We start from the raw sequence: 14804 nt of genomic DNA, 5'->3' as shown, positions 1-14804 counted from the left end.
GCTGCAGGCGCGCCTGCAGCCGCTGTTTAGCACCCATTTCCAGCGTGAAACCTGGCTGGTGCAGACCGGCGAAAGCGAAGTTGAAGTGGCGTTCGATCGCGGCGCGGTCGCGACCGAGACCCTGAGCGAAGATCTGTTTGAAGTCGAGCTGGAGCTGAAAAGCGGCCAGCGCGGCGACATGATGACCTTCGCCCAACAGCTGATCGGCATGGGCGGCCTGCGTCTCGGCAGTCTGAGCAAGGCGGCGCGCGGCTATCAGCTGGCGCAGGGCAATCCGCCGCGTCCGCTGCGACCGTTCCCGCTGCTGAAAGCCGCGCCGAAAGCCACGGTGGAAGAGGGGATGGTCACCGCGATGTCGGGCGCGCTCAGCCACTGGCAGTATCATGAAGAGGTGTGGCTGCGCGGCAACGCCGAGGCGCAGCGCAGCGTCGTTGAGGCGCTGGAGGCGCTACGTCAGGCCTTTTCGCTGTTCGGCGCGCTGGTGCCGCGCAAGGCGAGCAGCGAGCTGCGTCAGAAACTCACCACGCTTGAAGAGACGCTCGCCGAGCCGGTTAAAGACGCACAGGCGCTGAGCTTTTCCGCGCTCTCAGTAGAAACCCAGTTGGCGCTCACTCACTGGCTGGTGGAGTCGCAGTGGCGACGCTGGATCGATGCGAAAAACCAGGCGAAGCTCGACGGCTCCTTTAAGCGCTTCAGCGACATTATGCTGAGCCGCATCGCCGCCGATCTGAAAGAGACCTTCAGTGACGTGCAGCAGCCCAACGAATACCACGACAAGGCGACGCGCCTGTCGCGTCAGCTGCTGGCGGTGCATCTGCTGGCTGGCGCCTACGCGCCGGAAGCGGTGGCCGTCTGGCTGGCGCCATGGCAGGAACTGCAAACTTCTATTGCGCAACATCAGGATCGCTGGCTGCAATCGCTGGCGGCTCAGGCGATGCGTCAGCCTGCTTTCTGGCTCAACAGCAGCACGCCGCGATGATCTGACCCATCAGGGAGAGAAGACGTTGTTAGAGTTACCCGCTGAACTACAGGCGCAGGCGGCCAGCGTGGCCGAGCGCCTCGGCGTCGCCGCAGACGCCTTAACCGACGCACAGCGCGCTGCGCTGGCGTTCAGTGATTTCATCGTCGAGAACCTGCAGCGTCACCCGGAATGGTGGCTGGCGATCCAGCAGCAGCCGCCGCAGCCGGACGAGTGGCAGCACTACGCCCGCTGGCTGGATGCCGACATCGCTACCGTTGACGGCGAGGCGGCGCTGATGCGCGCGCTGCGGCTGTTCCGTCGCCGTATGCTGGTGCGGGTTGCCTGGATGCAGTGCCTGCACGAGGCGAGCACTGAGCAGAGCCTGCAGCAGCTCAGCGTGCTGGCGGAAGTGCTGATTAGCCGGGCGCGCGACTGGGTCTATCAGGCGTGTTGTCAGGACTTCGGCACGCCCTGCAACAGCGCGGGCGAGCCGCAGCCCATGCTGATCCTCGGCATGGGCAAGCTGGGCGGCGGCGAACTCAACTTCTCTTCCGACATCGATCTGATTTTTGCCTGGCCGGAAAACGGCACCACGCGCGGCGGCCGACGCGAGCTGGATAACGCGCAGTTTTTTACCCGCATGGGGCAGCGGCTGATCAAAGTGCTGGATCAGCCCACCATGGACGGCTTCGTCTATCGCGTCGACATGCGGCTGCGCCCCTTCGGCGACAGCGGTCCGCTGGTGCTGAGCTTCGCCGCGCTGGAGGATTACTATCAGGAGCAGGGCCGCGACTGGGAGCGCTATGCGATGGTAAAGGCGCGCCTGATGGGCGACGACCAGGATCGCTGGAGCCAGGAGCTGCAGCAGATGCTGCGCCCCTTTATCTACCGTCGCTATATCGACTTCAGCGTCATCCAGTCGCTGCGCAACATGAAGAGCATGATCACGCGCGAAGTGCGGCGGCGCGGGCTGACTAACAACATCAAGCTGGGCGCAGGCGGCATTCGCGAAACCGAATTTATCGTGCAGGTTTTCCAGCTGATACGCGGCGGACGTGAGCGCTCGCTACAGCTGCGCTCGCTGCTGCCGACGCTGTCGGCAATTGGCGAACTGGCGCTGCTGACGGCGGATCAGGTGGCGACGCTGCGCGCGGCCTACCTTTTCCTGCGCCGTCTGGAGAATCTGCTGCAGAGCCTCAATGACGAACAGACCCAGACGCTGCCGACCGATGCGCGCGACCGCGCGCGGCTCGCCTGGGCGATGAACGCCGAGAGCTGGGGCGTCTTAACGGCGCGGCTTGAAACGCATATGGCGGCGGTGCGCGCCATTTTCGACGAGCTGATCGGTGAAGATATCCCGGAAATAAGCGATCAGCCCGAGCTGCTGGAGTTCAGCGGCATGTGGCAGGATTCGCTGGAGGATGCGGAGCTGGCGCCGCTGGTGCCACAGCTCGACGATGAACAGCGCCGGTCGCTACATCGCGCGCTGGAGGATTTTCGTCAGGATATTAGCCGCCGCACCATCGGTCCGCGCGGGCGGCTGGCGATCGACCAGCTGATGCCGCGCCTGCTGAGCGAGGTGTGTCCGCGCAATGACGCCGCCGTTACGTTCAGCCGGCTAGTGCCGCTGCTGCTGGGCGTGCTGACGCGCAGCACCTATCTTGAACTCCTGACCGAATATCACGGCGCGCTGCGGCATTTGATCCGCCTGTGCGCGGCGTCGCCGATGATCGCCAGCCAGCTGGCGCGCTATCCGCTGCTGCTGGATGAGCTGCTCGACCCCGCCACGCTCTATCAGCCGACCGCTACCGACGCCTACCGCGATGAGCTGCGCCAGTACCTGATGCGCATTCCGGTGGATGATGAAGAGCAGCAGCTGGAGGCGGTGCGCCAGTTCAAACAGGCGCAGCTGCTGCGTATCGCGGCGGCCGATATCGCCGGCACGCTGCCGGTGATGAAAGTGAGCGATCACTTAACCTGGCTGGCGGAAGCGATTATCGAATCGGTGGTGCAGCAGGCGTGGCAGATGATGGTGCAGCGCTACGGCCGACCGGGTCACCTGAAAAATGAGCACGAGCGCGGCTTCGCGGTGCTGGGCTACGGCAAGCTGGGCGGCTGGGAGCTGGGCTATAGCTCCGATCTCGACCTGGTGTTTCTGCACGACTGCCCGGCGGACGCGGTAACCGACGGCGAGCGCAGCATCGACGGCCGGCAGTTCTATCTGCGGCTGGCGCAGCGCATTATGCATCTCTTCAGCACGCGCACCGCCTCGGGCATTCTCTATGAAGTAGACGCGCGGCTGCGGCCTTCCGGCGCGGCCGGCATGCTGGTCAGCACCTTCGACGCCTTCGACGACTATCAGCGCCATGAGGCCTGGACCTGGGAGCATCAGGCGCTGGTGCGCGCTCGCGTGGTGTTTGGCGATGATGCGCTGGCCGGGCGCTTCAACGCCATCCGCCGCGCTATTCTCTGCCTGCCGCGCGCGCCGGAGGCGCTGCAAAAAGAGGTGCGCGAGATGCGTGAGAAAATGCGCACTCATCTCAGCAACAGGCACAAAGGGCGCTGGGAGATCAAAACCGACGAAGGCGGCATTACCGACATTGAATTCATTGCGCAATATCTTGTCTTAGCCTGGGCCGCCGAACAGCCTGAGCTGACGCGCTGGTCCGATAACGTGCGGATTTTCGAACTGGCGGCGCGCTATGACAAACTGCCGGAGGCGGAAGCGCAGGCGCTAACCCATGCCTACGTCACGCTGCGCGACGCGCTGCATCATCTGGCGCTGCAGGAGCTGCCGGGCCATGTCGAGCCGGACGCCTTTGCCGCCGAGCGGCAAACCGTGGTGGCGAGCTGGCAGCGCTGGCTGGCGTCGCCTTTAACCCCATAAGCGGCTGTTGATAGCGCAGATCGCATCTGTGCTATCATCCGCGCACTATTTTTACTGCAGTCTGGAGTGTCTGGAATGAAAGTTACTTTGCCCGCGTTCGACCGTGCTTCGGTGCTGGTGGTAGGCGACGTGATGTTGGATCGCTACTGGTATGGCCCCACCAGCCGTATCTCTCCTGAAGCGCCGGTGCCGGTGGTGAAAGTGGACACCATTGAAGAGCGTCCCGGCGGCGCGGCAAACGTGGCGATGAACATTGCGGCGCTGGGCGCGGCGTCGCAGCTGATCGGCTTAACCGGCGAAGATGACGCGGCGCGCGTGCTGAACGACACGCTGGCAAAGGTCAACGTGCGCTGCGACTTCGTTGCGGTCAAAACCCATCCTACGATTACCAAGCTGCGCGTGCTGTCGCGCAATCAGCAGCTGCTGCGCCTCGATTTCGAAGAGGGCTTCGAGCAGGTCGATCCGGAACCGATCCATCAGCGTCTGCGCCAGTCGCTGGCGGCGGCCGGCGCGCTGGTGCTTTCCGACTATGCCAAGGGCGCGCTCTCCAGCGTGCAGACCATGATCCGCCTGGCGCGTGAAGCGAAGGTGCCGGTGCTGATCGATCCCAAAGGCACCGACTTCGAGCGCTATCGCGGCGCGACGCTGCTGACGCCGAACCTGTCGGAGTTCGAGGCGGTGGTTGGCAAGTGTAAAAACGAAGAGGAGATTGTCAGCCGCGGCATGCAGCTGGTGGCGGATTACGAACTCTCCGCGCTGCTGGTGACGCGCTCTGAAAACGGCATGACGCTGCTGCAGCCAGGCAAGGCGCCGCTGCATCTGCCGACGCAGGCGCAGGAAGTTTTCGACGTGACCGGCGCAGGCGACACGGTGATTGGCGTGCTGGCGGCGACGCTGGCGGCGGGCGACTCACTGGAAGAGGCCTGTTTTATGGCCAATGCGGCGGCGGGCGTGGTGGTCGGCAAGCTGGGCACCTCGACCGTGAGTCCGATTGAGCTGGAAAACGCCGTGCATGCGCGCCCGGACGAAGGTTTCGGCATCATGAACGAAGCGCAGCTTAAAATCGCCGTCGAGCAAGCGCGCAAGCGCGGCGAGAAAGTGGTAATGACCAACGGCGTGTTTGACATTCTGCACGCGGGTCACGTCTCCTATCTGGCCAACGCGCGCAAGCTGGGCGATCGCCTGATTGTGGCGGTCAATAGCGATGCGTCGACGAAGCGTCTGAAAGGCAGCAGTCGCCCGGTGAATCCGCTGGTAAACCGCATGATCGTGCTTGGCGCGCTGGAAGCGGTGGACTGGGTGGTAGCGTTTGAAGAAGATACGCCGCAGCGTCTGATCGCCAGCGTGTTGCCGGATCTGCTGGTAAAAGGCGGCGACTACAAGCCTGAAGATATCGCGGGCAGCAAAGAGGTGTGGGCGAACGGCGGCGACGTGCGCGTGCTGAACTTCGAAGACGGCATCTCTACCACCAATATCATCAAGACTATTCGCGGCGAGTAGCCGTGTGGGCGGGCGCCTTGCGCGCCCGCCGTCTGAAAGCTTACTGCGGGGTGTCGATTTTGCCTGCCGGATCGGGCGTCACCACCGCGGGCGCTGGCGCGGAAGGCTGATGGCTTTCCAGCTGTGCCAGGCGCTGCTCCAGCGCGGCCAGCTTTTCACGCGTGCGCAGCAGCACCTGCGTCTGCACGTCGAACTCTTCACGATTGACCAAATCCATACGCGTCAGCTGCGCCTGCAGAACCTGGCGAATTTTCTTTTCGACATCGTCGCCAAATTCACGAATCCCTTTCGGCATCGCCTCGTGCACCTGACGCGCAAGTTGTTCAATTTTTTTCGTGTCGATCATGATGATTTCCTGGTTTCGTGTTGCTGGTGACAGCAGGGGTTGGGGCCTGATAAGGGTTAAGTGTAATGCCTGAAACGAAAAAGGTTAAACCCGAAATCGACACGGCAGGAAATGCAAAAGCATTTGAGGTTTTGTTGATTGCCCGACCTGTGTAATGGCGCTATAGTAATTTTGCTTATTCTCAGGGCGGGGCGAAATTCCCCACCGGCGGTAAATCAGCTACGGCTGAAAGCCCGCGAGCGCTTTCCGGCAACGGAAAGGTCAGCAGATCCGGTGTAATTCCGGGGCCGACGGTTAGAGTCCGGATGGGAGAGGGTAACGACATCTGCCGGGCTACGCCCGCTTCGCGTTATTGCCATGTCTTGATGACATCACTCCTAAGCTCGCCCTGATTCTGGTAACTCATATATTTTATAAGGTTTTATTACCATGAATCAGACGCTTCTTTCTGAATTTGGCACGCCGGAACAGCGTGTAGAACGTGCAGTCGCTGCGCTCCGTGAGGGACGCGGCGTAATGGTGCTTGACGATGAAGACCGTGAAAACGAAGGCGATATGATCTTCGCGGCGGAAACCATGACCGTCGAGCAGATGGCGCTGACCATTCGCCACGGCAGCGGCATCGTCTGCCTTTGCCTCACTGAAGAGCGCCGTCAGCAGCTCGAGCTGCCAATGATGGTCGAGACCAATACCAGCGCCTACGGCACCGGCTTTACGGTGACGATTGAAGCCGCTGAAGGGGTCACCACCGGCGTCTCCGCCAAAGATCGCATTACCACCATCCGCGCGGCCATTGCCGATAACGCGAAGCCGAGCGACCTTAATCGTCCCGGCCACGTCTTCCCGCTGCGCGCGCGTGACGGCGGCGTCCTGACGCGCGGCGGCCACACCGAAGCGACTATCGATCTGGTGACGCTGGCGGGCTTTAAGCCGGCGGGTGTGCTGTGCGAACTCACCAACGACGACGGCAGCATGGCGCACGCGCCGGAAGCGATTACCTTCGCGAAAGCGCACAACATGCCGGTGGTCACCATTGAAGATCTGGTGGCCTGGCGCCGCGCGCACGAAACGCGTCAGGCCAGCTAAGGCAGGCGTTGACCAAAGAGAAACGGGCCGCTTAGCGGCCCGTTTTGTTTTCAGCAGCCGATCTAGCCTACTTCGCTGATCTGCAACAGCGCGAGGCTCGCGCCCATCACCGTCATCCCGCACAGCACGCCGTAACTCGGATTGTTGTGGGGATCGATTTCCCGCGCCAGCGGCATCAGCTCATCTACCGACAGCGCTACCATAATGCCGGCGACGCCCGCCATCACCGCCGCGATAACTACCGGCGACATCATCGGGCCAAGCAGCGCAAATGCCAGCAGCCCGCCGAGGATCTCCGCCATGCCGGAAACGCAGGCCCAGAACAGCGCTTTGCGTTTCGAGCCGGTGGCGGCGTACATGGGGCCGGCCACCGCCAGACCTTCGGGAATATTGTGGATGGCCACCGCCAGCGCAATGCCCAGCCCCAGCTCCATATCGCTGCTGGCGGTAACAAAGGTCGCCACGCCTTCGGGAAAGTTATGCAGGCTGATGCCGAGCGTCAGCAGGATCGCCGTACGGCGCAGTTTCGCCGGGTGGCGCTGCGCCGACATCAGATCCTGCGGATGCTGATGCGGCAGCAAACGATCCAGCGCGAAGTAGCCGAGCAGGCCCAGCATAAACATGCCGTAACCGAGCAGCGGCGAGATCCCTTCGGTGCGTAGCGCGGTCGGCAGCATCTCCATGAGTGAGATCAGCAGCATAATGCCCGCCGCAAAGCCGAGCGCAAACGCCAGCATGCGGTTAGACGGCTTCTGGCCCAGCACGCCGAACAGCGCACCGATAAACGTAGCGGCGCCAGCCAGCACGGTGAGCAATAACGGACCCGACATCGCATTCTCCTTAATGATAATCATTCGCATAAAATTAGCGATAACCCTACGAAACGTCGAGTTATATTTGGTAAAGAAGTGTCGGCTGAAAGTTGTTCAAATTCACTGATGCTCTTCATCATGCTTATGCGCGTTTCCGGCGCTGTTAAAGGGCGTATCGTTAGCCGATAGAGATATGTCTGAGGAGCGATGATGCAACAACCTATGCCCGCGCTGTTTTTAGGTCACGGCAGCCCGATGAACGTGCTGGAAGAGAACCGCTATACCCAGGCCTGGCGCCACGCGGGTGAAACCCTGCCGCGTCCGCGCGCCATTATTGCGGTATCCGCGCACTGGTACACGCGCGGCACGGCGGTCACGGCAATGGAAGATCCGCGCACCATCCACGATTTCGGCGGCTTCCCGCAGGCGCTGTTCGACACGCGCTATCCGGCGCCAGGATCGCCCGCGCTGGCGCAGGAGATCGCTGACGCGCTCGCGCCGACGCCGGTGCGCTTCGACCATGAGTGGGGATTCGATCATGGCTCCTGGGGCGTCCTGATCAAGATGTATCCCGACGCCGACATTCCCGTGGTGCAGCTCAGCGTCGATGCGACGCAGTCGCCCGCCTGGCATTTCGAGCAGGGTAAAAAGCTGGCGGCGTTGCGCGACAGCGGCGTGATGATCGTCGCCAGCGGCAACGTGGTGCATAACCTGCGCAAGGTGCGCTGGGACGAAACCGCGCCAGCCTGGCCCTGGGCGCAGCGCTTCGATCAGTTTGTGCGGGACAACCTGAGCTGGCAGGGCGAAAGCGAGACGCATCCGCTGGTGAACTTTATGCAGCATCCCGACGCCGCGCTGTCGAATCCGACGCCAGAGCACTATCTGCCGCTGCTCTACGTGCTGGGCGCCCGTCGCGGTGACGAGCCGGTCAGCGTGCCGGTGGAGGGCCTGGAGATGGGCGCAATCAGCATGCTGTCGGTGCAGGTAGGCTAAGCGAAGCGGGCCAGCGCGGCCCGCTCTGGTTCACCCGATAAAGGCGTGAGGATAGAAGCGCGAAAGATCCTGGGTGATCAGGTCGCGATCTTCGCGCAGGCCGATGCCGGCCGGCTGATCGTCAATCAGCCAGCTGCCGATCAGCGTATAGCTGTCGCCGAATTTCGGCAGCGGGTGGAACTGCTGCACGATCATGCCCTCTTCGCCGTAAGGCCCGTCGACGCGCGCAATCTCCTGACCGTTTTCCACGATGCGAATATTGGCGCCTTCGCGCGAGAACAGCGGCTTCACCACATATTTGTCCATGTGCGGCACATTGTCTTCGGCGAACCAGGCGGGCAGCAGGTTAGGGTGGTTGGGAAACATCTGCCACAGCATCGGCAGCAGCGCCTTGTTAGAGACGATACTTTTCCACGCCGGCTCCAGCCAGCGCACGCCCGCATCGCCCAGCTTGGTGGAGAAAATCTCGCGCAGCATAAACTCCCACGGATAGAGCTTGAACAGGTTGCTGATCACCTGATCCTGCACGTCGGTGAACTGGCCTTTGTCGCCGAGGCCAATCTCGTCGATATAGAGAAACTCGCTCGGCAGACCCGCCTCGGTGGCGCAGTCCTGCAGATACTGCACCGTGCCGCGATCTTCTTCGGTGTCGCGGCAGCAGGCGAAGTGCAGCCACTGGAAACCGTGCTGCTGATGCAGTGCGGCGAAGCGCTCAATCAGCTTCTCCTGCAGGCTGTTGAACTGATCGCTGCCCGGCGGCAGCTGGCCGGCATTAAGCTGATCCTCTAGCCAGATCCACTGAAAGAAGGCCGCTTCATACAGCGAGGTTGGCGTATCCGCGTTGTTTTCCAGCAGCTTCGCGTCGCTCTGGCCATCCCAGGCGAGGTCGAGGCGCGAGTAGAGCGACGGCTGACGCTGCGTCCAGGAGTCGCGCACGAAATCCCAGGTGTGCTTCGGAATGCGGAATTTCTCCAGCAGCTGCTCGCTGCCGACCACTTTCTCCACCACCTGCAGACACATCTGGTGCAGCTCCGCGGTGGTGGCTTCCAGTTTCTCTATCTGCGCCAGCGTAAACTGATAGTAGGCGTCTTCACACCAGTACGGCTCGCCGTGCATGGTGTGAAAACGAAAGCCATATTCCGTGGCCTTTTCGCGCCAGTCAAGGCGCTCATTGATGGCGATGCGTTGCATAACGGCGTTAGCCTCCCAGCGAACGGCTGGAGGTGCCGGTGGCGCTGCTGCGCGCCATGCTGTTCTGCTTCGCCACCGTTTCGCCGAAGCCGCCGCGCGTAATGGTGGAGGTGGTGGCCGGTTTCGGCGCCAGCGCGGTTTTCGGCACGTTCATGGTGCGGCCAGAGGTGGCGGCGCCGTAGTTTTTGCCCGACGCGTCCACAAACTGGCCGTTAGCCGGGCTATTCGGGGTACGCGGCGAAAAGAGCGGCTGCTGCGCGAAGCCCGCGCCGCCGCCCATCAGGCGGCCCATCATGTAGCCCGCCATCAGCGGCATCCAGAAACTGCCGCTCTGCTGCGCTTCCGCGTTCTGCGTGGTGCCGACACCCGCCTGCGCCGGGGCCTGCTGGCACTGATTCTCGCCAAATTCCGCTACGCAGTCTTCGCGCGAGGCGTATTTCGGCGCGGTGCGTTCCGCCTCTTTCAGCGCGTTGTTGTAAGCGGTGGTGCACTGCGCGCTCTGGCCTGGATTGGCCTTGCTGCAGTCGTCGGCATTTTGATACATCGAGACCGTTTCATCGCTCTGCTCGCAGCCCGCCAGGGTAAATACCGCGGCAATGGCCAGTGCGACCGGCGTTAAATGGCGTGCCTGCCAGCTTTTGCGAAAAGCGGCATGGCGAATATTTTTTGTCCGTTTCATATTTGTCATCCTGTGCCCAAAGGTGATGCTCAGGATAGGGGATCGCTGGTGGAAAATGAAGCTGAGGGCCTGATGCGGAAAGGATCTTTACGTTGTTATACGTTTAACGGAGAGACGGGCCGCAAAGCGGCCCGTTGAGGATTAATTGCGGAACGGATTCGCGCTGCTGCGCTGAGCGGCAGGACGCGCCGCAGGGGTTGCCGGCTCCGCCGCTGGGCCGTTGTCAACGCGCGCGGTCTGCTGCGGATTTTCCGGCGCCACGCTTTCCGGCGAGGTAGAGATCTCTTTGCCGAGCTGGCTGTTAAGCTGCTGCAGATCCTGCTCGTTCAGCGTGCCCAGCGCATATTTGATATTCAGCTGGTTAATCAGATAGCTGTAGCGCGCGTCAGAGAGCTGCTGCTTGGCGTTGTAGAGCGTAGTGGTCGCGTCCAGCACGTCAACGATGGTGCGCGTGCCGACCTGATAACCCGCTTCAGACGCATCCAGCGAGCTTTGCGCAGAAACCACCGCCTGTTTGTAGGCCTCGATGCTGCTCACCGACGCGTTCACGTTGTTGTAGGAGGAGCGTACCGTCTGCACCGCAGAGCGATGCGCGCTCTCCAGCTGTTCGCTGGCGCTGACGTAGTTGAACTGCGCCTGCTTCACCTGCGAGGTGACCGCGCCGCCGCTGTAGAGCGGCAGCGAGAAGCTCAGGCCCACCTGATTGGTGCCGCTGATGGAATCGGTGCTGCCGGTGCTCTGGTTGGCGCGGCTGCCGCCATACTTGCTGTTAGAGAGACCGGTCGACGCGGTCAGATCCAGCGTCGGCATATGGCCGGTTTCCGCAGAGCGGATCTGCTCGCGCGCCAGATCCTGGTTCAGACGGGCTGACAGCAGATTGAGGTTGCGGCTCTCGGCCTGCTTCAGCAGCGCGCTCACCGCGTCCGGCTTGGTGGCCTTAAAGCGATCGATATTCAGCGACGCCAGCGCCAGGTAGTCGTTGCCGGTGATCTGACGCAGCGACTCGACCATATTGTCGAGGTTGTTGCGCGCAGTCACTTCGTTCGCCAGCACGCTGTCGTACTGCGCGCGGGCGTTCTGCACGTCGGTAATCGCCACCAGGCCAACGTTAAAACGCTGGGTGGTCTGATCCAGCTCGCGGTAGATCGACTGTTTTTGCGCTTCGGTGTAAGAAAGGGTATCAATCGCCTTTAATACGTTGAAATAGGCGGTCGCGGTGTTGAGGATTAAATCCTGCTGCGCCACCTGGTAGGTGACGTCCTGAATGCCGGCGGCTTTCTCCTGCAGGGTCAGCGCGCGCCATTTCGACATGTCGAAAATGGTCTGCGTTAATTGCAGCGATCCGCTGGTCGTGTTGGAATGAAGGCCGCTGCTGTCGCGATAACCATTGCTATAGGTGTAATCCGCGCCTAAACCTAACTGAGGCAACAAAGGACTGCGCGCTTCATTGATCTTTTCAAAGGCGGCGTCACGGGTGGCGGCGGAGCTGCGTAAATCCGGGTTGCTGAGACGCGCTTGTTGATAGACCTGCAGCAGGTCCTCTGCCTGACTGGCAAGGCTGAAACCGGCCAGGCTCAGCCCAATAAAAAGTGGGAGCAGTTTTTTCATTTGCATTCCTTTTGTTGCAGCAAATTACAGGGGTAGCGCTGCCGGATAAGCCAAAAAATAATCGCAGATTCTAGCAGAGTGCGACTGTGAGATAAGTTGGCTGAACGTGCCTTCTCCCCCTAATTTACGTAAATAATTCAGAAAGAACCACTCGGATGGAGCCTGTGGGTTGGCTTTTTGCCGCTCCGTCCCAATCTGCATAAGGAGCCCGTCGATGAGCGGCGAAAAAAAATCCCCAGTGACTTTTACAAAAAACGATGTAGAAATTATTGCACGCGAAACCGCCTGGAAAGGTTTTTTTTCCATTGTTCGCTACCGGTTTCGCCACCGCCGTTTTAATGGCGAAATGAGCAACGAAGTGGTGCGCGAAGTTTTCGAGCGCGGACACGCTGCCGTGCTGCTACCCTATGATCCCTTACGCGACGAAGTGGTGCTGATCGAACAGATCCGCATTCCCGCCTTTGACGTCAGCAAAACGCCCTGGCTGCTGGAAATGGTGGCGGGCATTATCGAGCCTAACGAAAGCGCCGAAGAGGTGGTGCGACGCGAAGCCGTCGAAGAGGCGGGACTGAGCGTCGGACGCGTTAAACCCGTGTTAAACTACCTCGCCAGCCCTGGCGGCACCAGTGAGCGCTTATCGATACTGGTGGGAGAAGTGGATGCCAGCCTGGCAAAAGGATGCCACGGCCTGGAGGAAGAGAATGAGGATATTCTTGTGCATGTGGTGAGCCGCGAACAGGCTTACCGCTGGGTGGAAGAGGGGATTATCGACAACGCGGCGTCTGTCATCGCCCTGCAATGGCTGGCGTTGCACCATGAAAAACTACGAGACGAGTGGAAGCTAAAATGAAACAGCGCTATATCCCTGATTTCCCCGAAATGATGCGGCTCTGCGAAACCAACTTCGCCCAGCTGCGTCGTCTGCTGCCGCGCAGCGACGAGGCAGGCGCATCGGTGGTCTATCAGGTTAAGGGCGCCCGCTATCAGTTGACCATCGAAGAGTCCACGCGCTACACCACGCTGGTGGAGATCCGCCAGGTGGCGCCCGTCGTGAGTTACTGGAGCCTGCCTTGCATGTCGGTGCGGTTATATCACGACGCGATGGTCGCCGAAGTGTGTTCAACACAGCAGATCTATCGCTTTAAAGCGCGCTATGATTATCCTAATAAAAAACTGCATCAGCGCGACGAGAAACACCAGATCAACCAGTTCCTTGCTGACTGGCTGCGCTACTGCCTGGCGCAGGGCGCGATGGCGGAGCCGGTCTGCTGATCGCACAGATAATGCATTATTCGGCGTGGAGACGAAGGAAACGCTTTGGATAGCCTGCTAACACTTCCTGCGGCGAATGGGGCCGGGATCAGGATTTTGCAAATCACGGACACCCACCTTTTCGCTGGAAAAAACGAATCGCTGCTGGGCGTGAATACCTGGGCGAGTTATGACGCGGTGCTGGACGCCATTGCGGCGCAGCAGCGCGATTTCGATCTGATCATCGCCACCGGCGATCTCGCTCAGGATCACTCTGTCGAAGCCTATCAGCACTTCGCTGAGGGCATCGCGCGTCTGCCGAAACCCTGCGTCTGGCTGCCGGGCAACCACGATTTCCAGCCGGCGATGGTGGATACCCTGGCCGAGGCGGCGATCGCCGCGCAAAAGCACGTGCTGCTGGGCGAGCACTGGCAGCTGGTGATGCTCGACAGCCAGGTGTTTGGCGTGCCGCACGGCATGCTGAGCGACTATCAGCTGGAGTGGCTGGAGAAGGCGCTGGCGCGCTTTCCGCAGCGCCACACGCTGGTGGTGCTGCACCATCATCCGCTGGCCAGCGGCTGCACCTGGCTCGATCAGCACAGCCTGCGCAACGCGCATCAGCTCGACGCGGTGCTGCAGCACTACCCCTTAGCGCGCACGCTAGTGTGCGGCCATATTCATCAGGAGCTGGATCTTAGCTGGCACGACCGTCGCGTGCTGGCGACGCCCTCGACCTGCGTGCAGTTCAAACCGCACTGCACCAGCTTCACCATTGATACCGTGGCGCCAGGCTGGCGCTGGTTTACGCTGCATCCAGACGGATCGTTCGACACCGAGGTCGAGCGGCTGCAAACCGACGCGTTTCGCCCCGATCTGGACTCGGACGGCTACTGATGGCGGCGCTGCTCTATCTGCACGGCTTCAACAGCTCGCCGCGCTCCGCCAAGGCGACGCAGCTGCAGCAGTGGCTGGCGGCGACACATCCGCATATCGAAGTGATCGTGCCGCAGCTGCCGGCGTTTCCCGCCGACGCCGCCGCGCTGCTGGAAGAGAAAGTGATGGCGCTGAGCGGCCAGCCGCTCGGCCTGGTCGGCTCCTCGCTGGGCGGCTATTTCGCCACCTGGCTTTCCCAGTGTTTTATGCTGCCCGCCGTGGTGGTCAATCCGGCGGTGCGGCCGTTTGAGCTGCTGACGGATTACCTTGGGGTCAACCAGAATCCCTACACCGGCCAGCAATATGTGTTAGAGTCTCGCCACATTTACGATCTGAAAGTCATGCAGATTGAGCCGCTGGAAGCGCCCGATTTACTCTGGCTGCTGCAGCAAACGGGCGACGAAGTGCTCGATTATCGCCAGGCGCTCGACTACTACAGCGCGTGCCGTCAAACGGTGGAGCAGGGCGGCAATCATGCCTTTACCGGATTCGAACGCCATTTCCCGCAGATTCTGGACTTTCTGGGTCTGAATCACGACTAACCTGCGGAAATTGCA

The 14804-nt window shown here is 61.3% G+C and carries 15 protein-coding genes and 1 riboswitch; of the genes, 9 read left to right on the top strand and 6 right to left on the bottom strand.

Translation table 11 applies throughout. The features are described from left to right. The 3 genes from B2J69_RS13170 to hldE all read left to right on the top strand — a co-directional run. A partial coding sequence (locus tag B2J69_RS13170; RefSeq protein ID WP_081139847.1) for a CYTH domain-containing protein occupies positions 1-979 on the top strand: 979 nt, incomplete at its 5' end. A 25-nt stretch (positions 980-1004) separates the two neighbouring features. Then, positions 1005-3848: a bifunctional [glutamate--ammonia ligase]-adenylyl-L-tyrosine phosphorylase/[glutamate--ammonia-ligase] adenylyltransferase gene (glnE, locus tag B2J69_RS13165; RefSeq protein ID WP_094078512.1), complete on the top strand. Its 2844-nt coding sequence runs from the start codon at positions 1005-1007 to the stop codon at positions 3846-3848. A 75-nt stretch (positions 3849-3923) separates the two neighbouring features. Continuing rightward, entirely contained in the window at positions 3924-5348 is a 1425-nt protein-coding gene (gene hldE / locus B2J69_RS13160) for a bifunctional D-glycero-beta-D-manno-heptose-7-phosphate kinase/D-glycero-beta-D-manno-heptose 1-phosphate adenylyltransferase HldE (RefSeq protein WP_081139845.1), read from the top strand. Between the two features lie 40 nt (positions 5349-5388). Here the strand turns inward: hldE and ubiK are convergent, their stop codons facing one another. Then, positions 5389-5694 carry a ubiquinone biosynthesis accessory factor UbiK gene (gene ubiK / locus B2J69_RS13155; RefSeq protein ID WP_033752486.1) on the bottom strand — a complete coding sequence of 102 codons (306 nt, stop codon included), beginning with the start codon at positions 5692-5694 and terminating at the stop codon, positions 5389-5391. A 173-nt stretch (positions 5695-5867) separates the two neighbouring features. After that, positions 5868-6015, top strand: a riboswitch (FMN riboswitch). Positions 6016-6123: 108 nt separating this feature from the next. Between ubiK and ribB the strand changes: the two genes are divergently transcribed. Continuing rightward, positions 6124-6780, top strand: coding sequence for a 3,4-dihydroxy-2-butanone-4-phosphate synthase (ribB, locus tag B2J69_RS13150; RefSeq protein WP_081139843.1), 657 nt, complete (start codon positions 6124-6126; stop codon positions 6778-6780). A 62-nt stretch (positions 6781-6842) separates the two neighbouring features. On the opposite strand, the gene zupT is transcribed toward ribB, so the two are convergent. Beyond that, positions 6843-7610 (bottom strand): zinc transporter ZupT, encoded by a 768-nt coding sequence (gene zupT / locus B2J69_RS13145; protein WP_081139841.1) that lies wholly within the window; start codon positions 7608-7610, stop codon positions 6843-6845. Between the two features lie 189 nt (positions 7611-7799). Between zupT and ygiD the strand changes: the two genes are divergently transcribed. Then, positions 7800-8585, top strand: a complete 786-nt coding sequence (gene ygiD / locus B2J69_RS13140; protein WP_081139839.1) for a 4,5-DOPA-extradiol-dioxygenase — start codon at positions 7800-7802, stop codon at positions 8583-8585. 30 nt (positions 8586-8615) lie between these two features. Here the strand turns inward: ygiD and B2J69_RS13135 are convergent, their stop codons facing one another. From B2J69_RS13135 to B2J69_RS24360, 4 genes are all read right to left on the bottom strand, one after another. Continuing rightward, positions 8616-9776, bottom strand: coding sequence for a glutathionylspermidine synthase family protein (locus B2J69_RS13135; protein WP_081139836.1), 1161 nt, complete (start codon positions 9774-9776; stop codon positions 8616-8618). A 7-nt stretch (positions 9777-9783) separates the two neighbouring features. Then, positions 9784-10455: a DUF1190 family protein gene (locus tag B2J69_RS13130; protein WP_033792232.1), complete on the bottom strand. Its 672-nt coding sequence runs from the start codon at positions 10453-10455 to the stop codon at positions 9784-9786. Positions 10456-10596: 141 nt separating this feature from the next. Continuing rightward, entirely contained in the window at positions 10597-12063 is a 1467-nt protein-coding gene (tolC, locus tag B2J69_RS13125; RefSeq protein ID WP_081139834.1) for an outer membrane channel protein TolC, read from the bottom strand. A 24-nt stretch (positions 12064-12087) separates the two neighbouring features. Further along, positions 12088-12369 (bottom strand): hypothetical protein, encoded by a 282-nt coding sequence (locus tag B2J69_RS24360; protein WP_236722729.1) that lies wholly within the window; start codon positions 12367-12369, stop codon positions 12088-12090. Here B2J69_RS24360 and nudF point away from each other — a divergent pair. From nudF to yqiA, 4 genes are read left to right on the top strand one after another with little or no spacing between them, the layout of a single operon-like run. Then, positions 12278-12913, top strand: a complete 636-nt coding sequence (nudF, locus tag B2J69_RS13115; protein WP_081139832.1) for an ADP-ribose diphosphatase — start codon at positions 12278-12280, stop codon at positions 12911-12913. The genes B2J69_RS24360 and nudF overlap by 92 nt on opposite strands. Then, positions 12910-13335 (top strand): DUF1249 family protein, encoded by a 426-nt coding sequence (locus tag B2J69_RS13110; RefSeq protein WP_081139830.1) that lies wholly within the window; start codon positions 12910-12912, stop codon positions 13333-13335. The genes nudF and B2J69_RS13110 overlap by 4 nt, the downstream gene beginning before the upstream one ends. A 45-nt stretch (positions 13336-13380) precedes the next feature. Further along, complete coding sequence (gene cpdA / locus B2J69_RS13105) at positions 13381-14208, top strand: 3',5'-cyclic-AMP phosphodiesterase (protein ID WP_081139829.1); 828 nt, start codon at positions 13381-13383, stop codon at positions 14206-14208. Then, a complete protein-coding gene (gene yqiA / locus B2J69_RS13100) occupies positions 14208-14789 on the top strand; it encodes an esterase YqiA (RefSeq protein WP_081139827.1) in 582 nt (193 codons plus the stop codon). Before cpdA ends, yqiA begins: the two co-directional genes overlap by 1 nt. Positions 14790-14804 lie beyond the last annotated feature (15 nt).

The sequence above is a fragment of the Pantoea latae genome, assembly GCF_002077695.1.
Taxonomy (GTDB): domain Bacteria; phylum Pseudomonadota; class Gammaproteobacteria; order Enterobacterales; family Enterobacteriaceae; genus Pantoea; species Pantoea latae.
This window is presented reverse-complemented; position numbering and strand designations above follow the sequence as displayed.

What these genes read in the sequence shown, in the direction of transcription:
- hldE (WP_081139845.1), top strand. Translation starts at nt 3,924, where the DNA reads ATGAAAGTTACTTTGCCCGCGTTCGACCGTGCTTCGGTGCTGGTGGTA.
- ubiK (WP_033752486.1), bottom strand. Translation starts at nt 5,694, where the DNA reads ATGATCGACACGAAAAAAATTGAACAACTTGCGCGTCAGGTGCACGAG.
- ribB (WP_081139843.1), top strand. Translation starts at nt 6,124, where the DNA reads ATGAATCAGACGCTTCTTTCTGAATTTGGCACGCCGGAACAGCGTGTA.
- zupT (WP_081139841.1), bottom strand. Translation starts at nt 7,610, where the DNA reads ATGTCGGGTCCGTTATTGCTCACCGTGCTGGCTGGCGCCGCTACGTTT.
- ygiD (WP_081139839.1), top strand. Translation starts at nt 7,800, where the DNA reads ATGATGCAACAACCTATGCCCGCGCTGTTTTTAGGTCACGGCAGCCCG.
- B2J69_RS13135 (WP_081139836.1), bottom strand. Translation starts at nt 9,776, where the DNA reads ATGCAACGCATCGCCATCAATGAGCGCCTTGACTGGCGCGAAAAGGCC.
- B2J69_RS13130 (WP_033792232.1), bottom strand. Translation starts at nt 10,455, where the DNA reads ATGAAACGGACAAAAAATATTCGCCATGCCGCTTTTCGCAAAAGCTGG.
- tolC (WP_081139834.1), bottom strand. Translation starts at nt 12,063, where the DNA reads ATGAAAAAACTGCTCCCACTTTTTATTGGGCTGAGCCTGGCCGGTTTC.
- nudF (WP_081139832.1), top strand. Translation starts at nt 12,278, where the DNA reads ATGAGCGGCGAAAAAAAATCCCCAGTGACTTTTACAAAAAACGATGTA.
- B2J69_RS24360 (WP_236722729.1), bottom strand. Translation starts at nt 12,369, where the DNA reads ATGGAAAAAAAACCTTTCCAGGCGGTTTCGCGTGCAATAATTTCTACA.
- B2J69_RS13110 (WP_081139830.1), top strand. Translation starts at nt 12,910, where the DNA reads ATGAAACAGCGCTATATCCCTGATTTCCCCGAAATGATGCGGCTCTGC.
- yqiA (WP_081139827.1), top strand. Translation starts at nt 14,208, where the DNA reads ATGGCGGCGCTGCTCTATCTGCACGGCTTCAACAGCTCGCCGCGCTCC.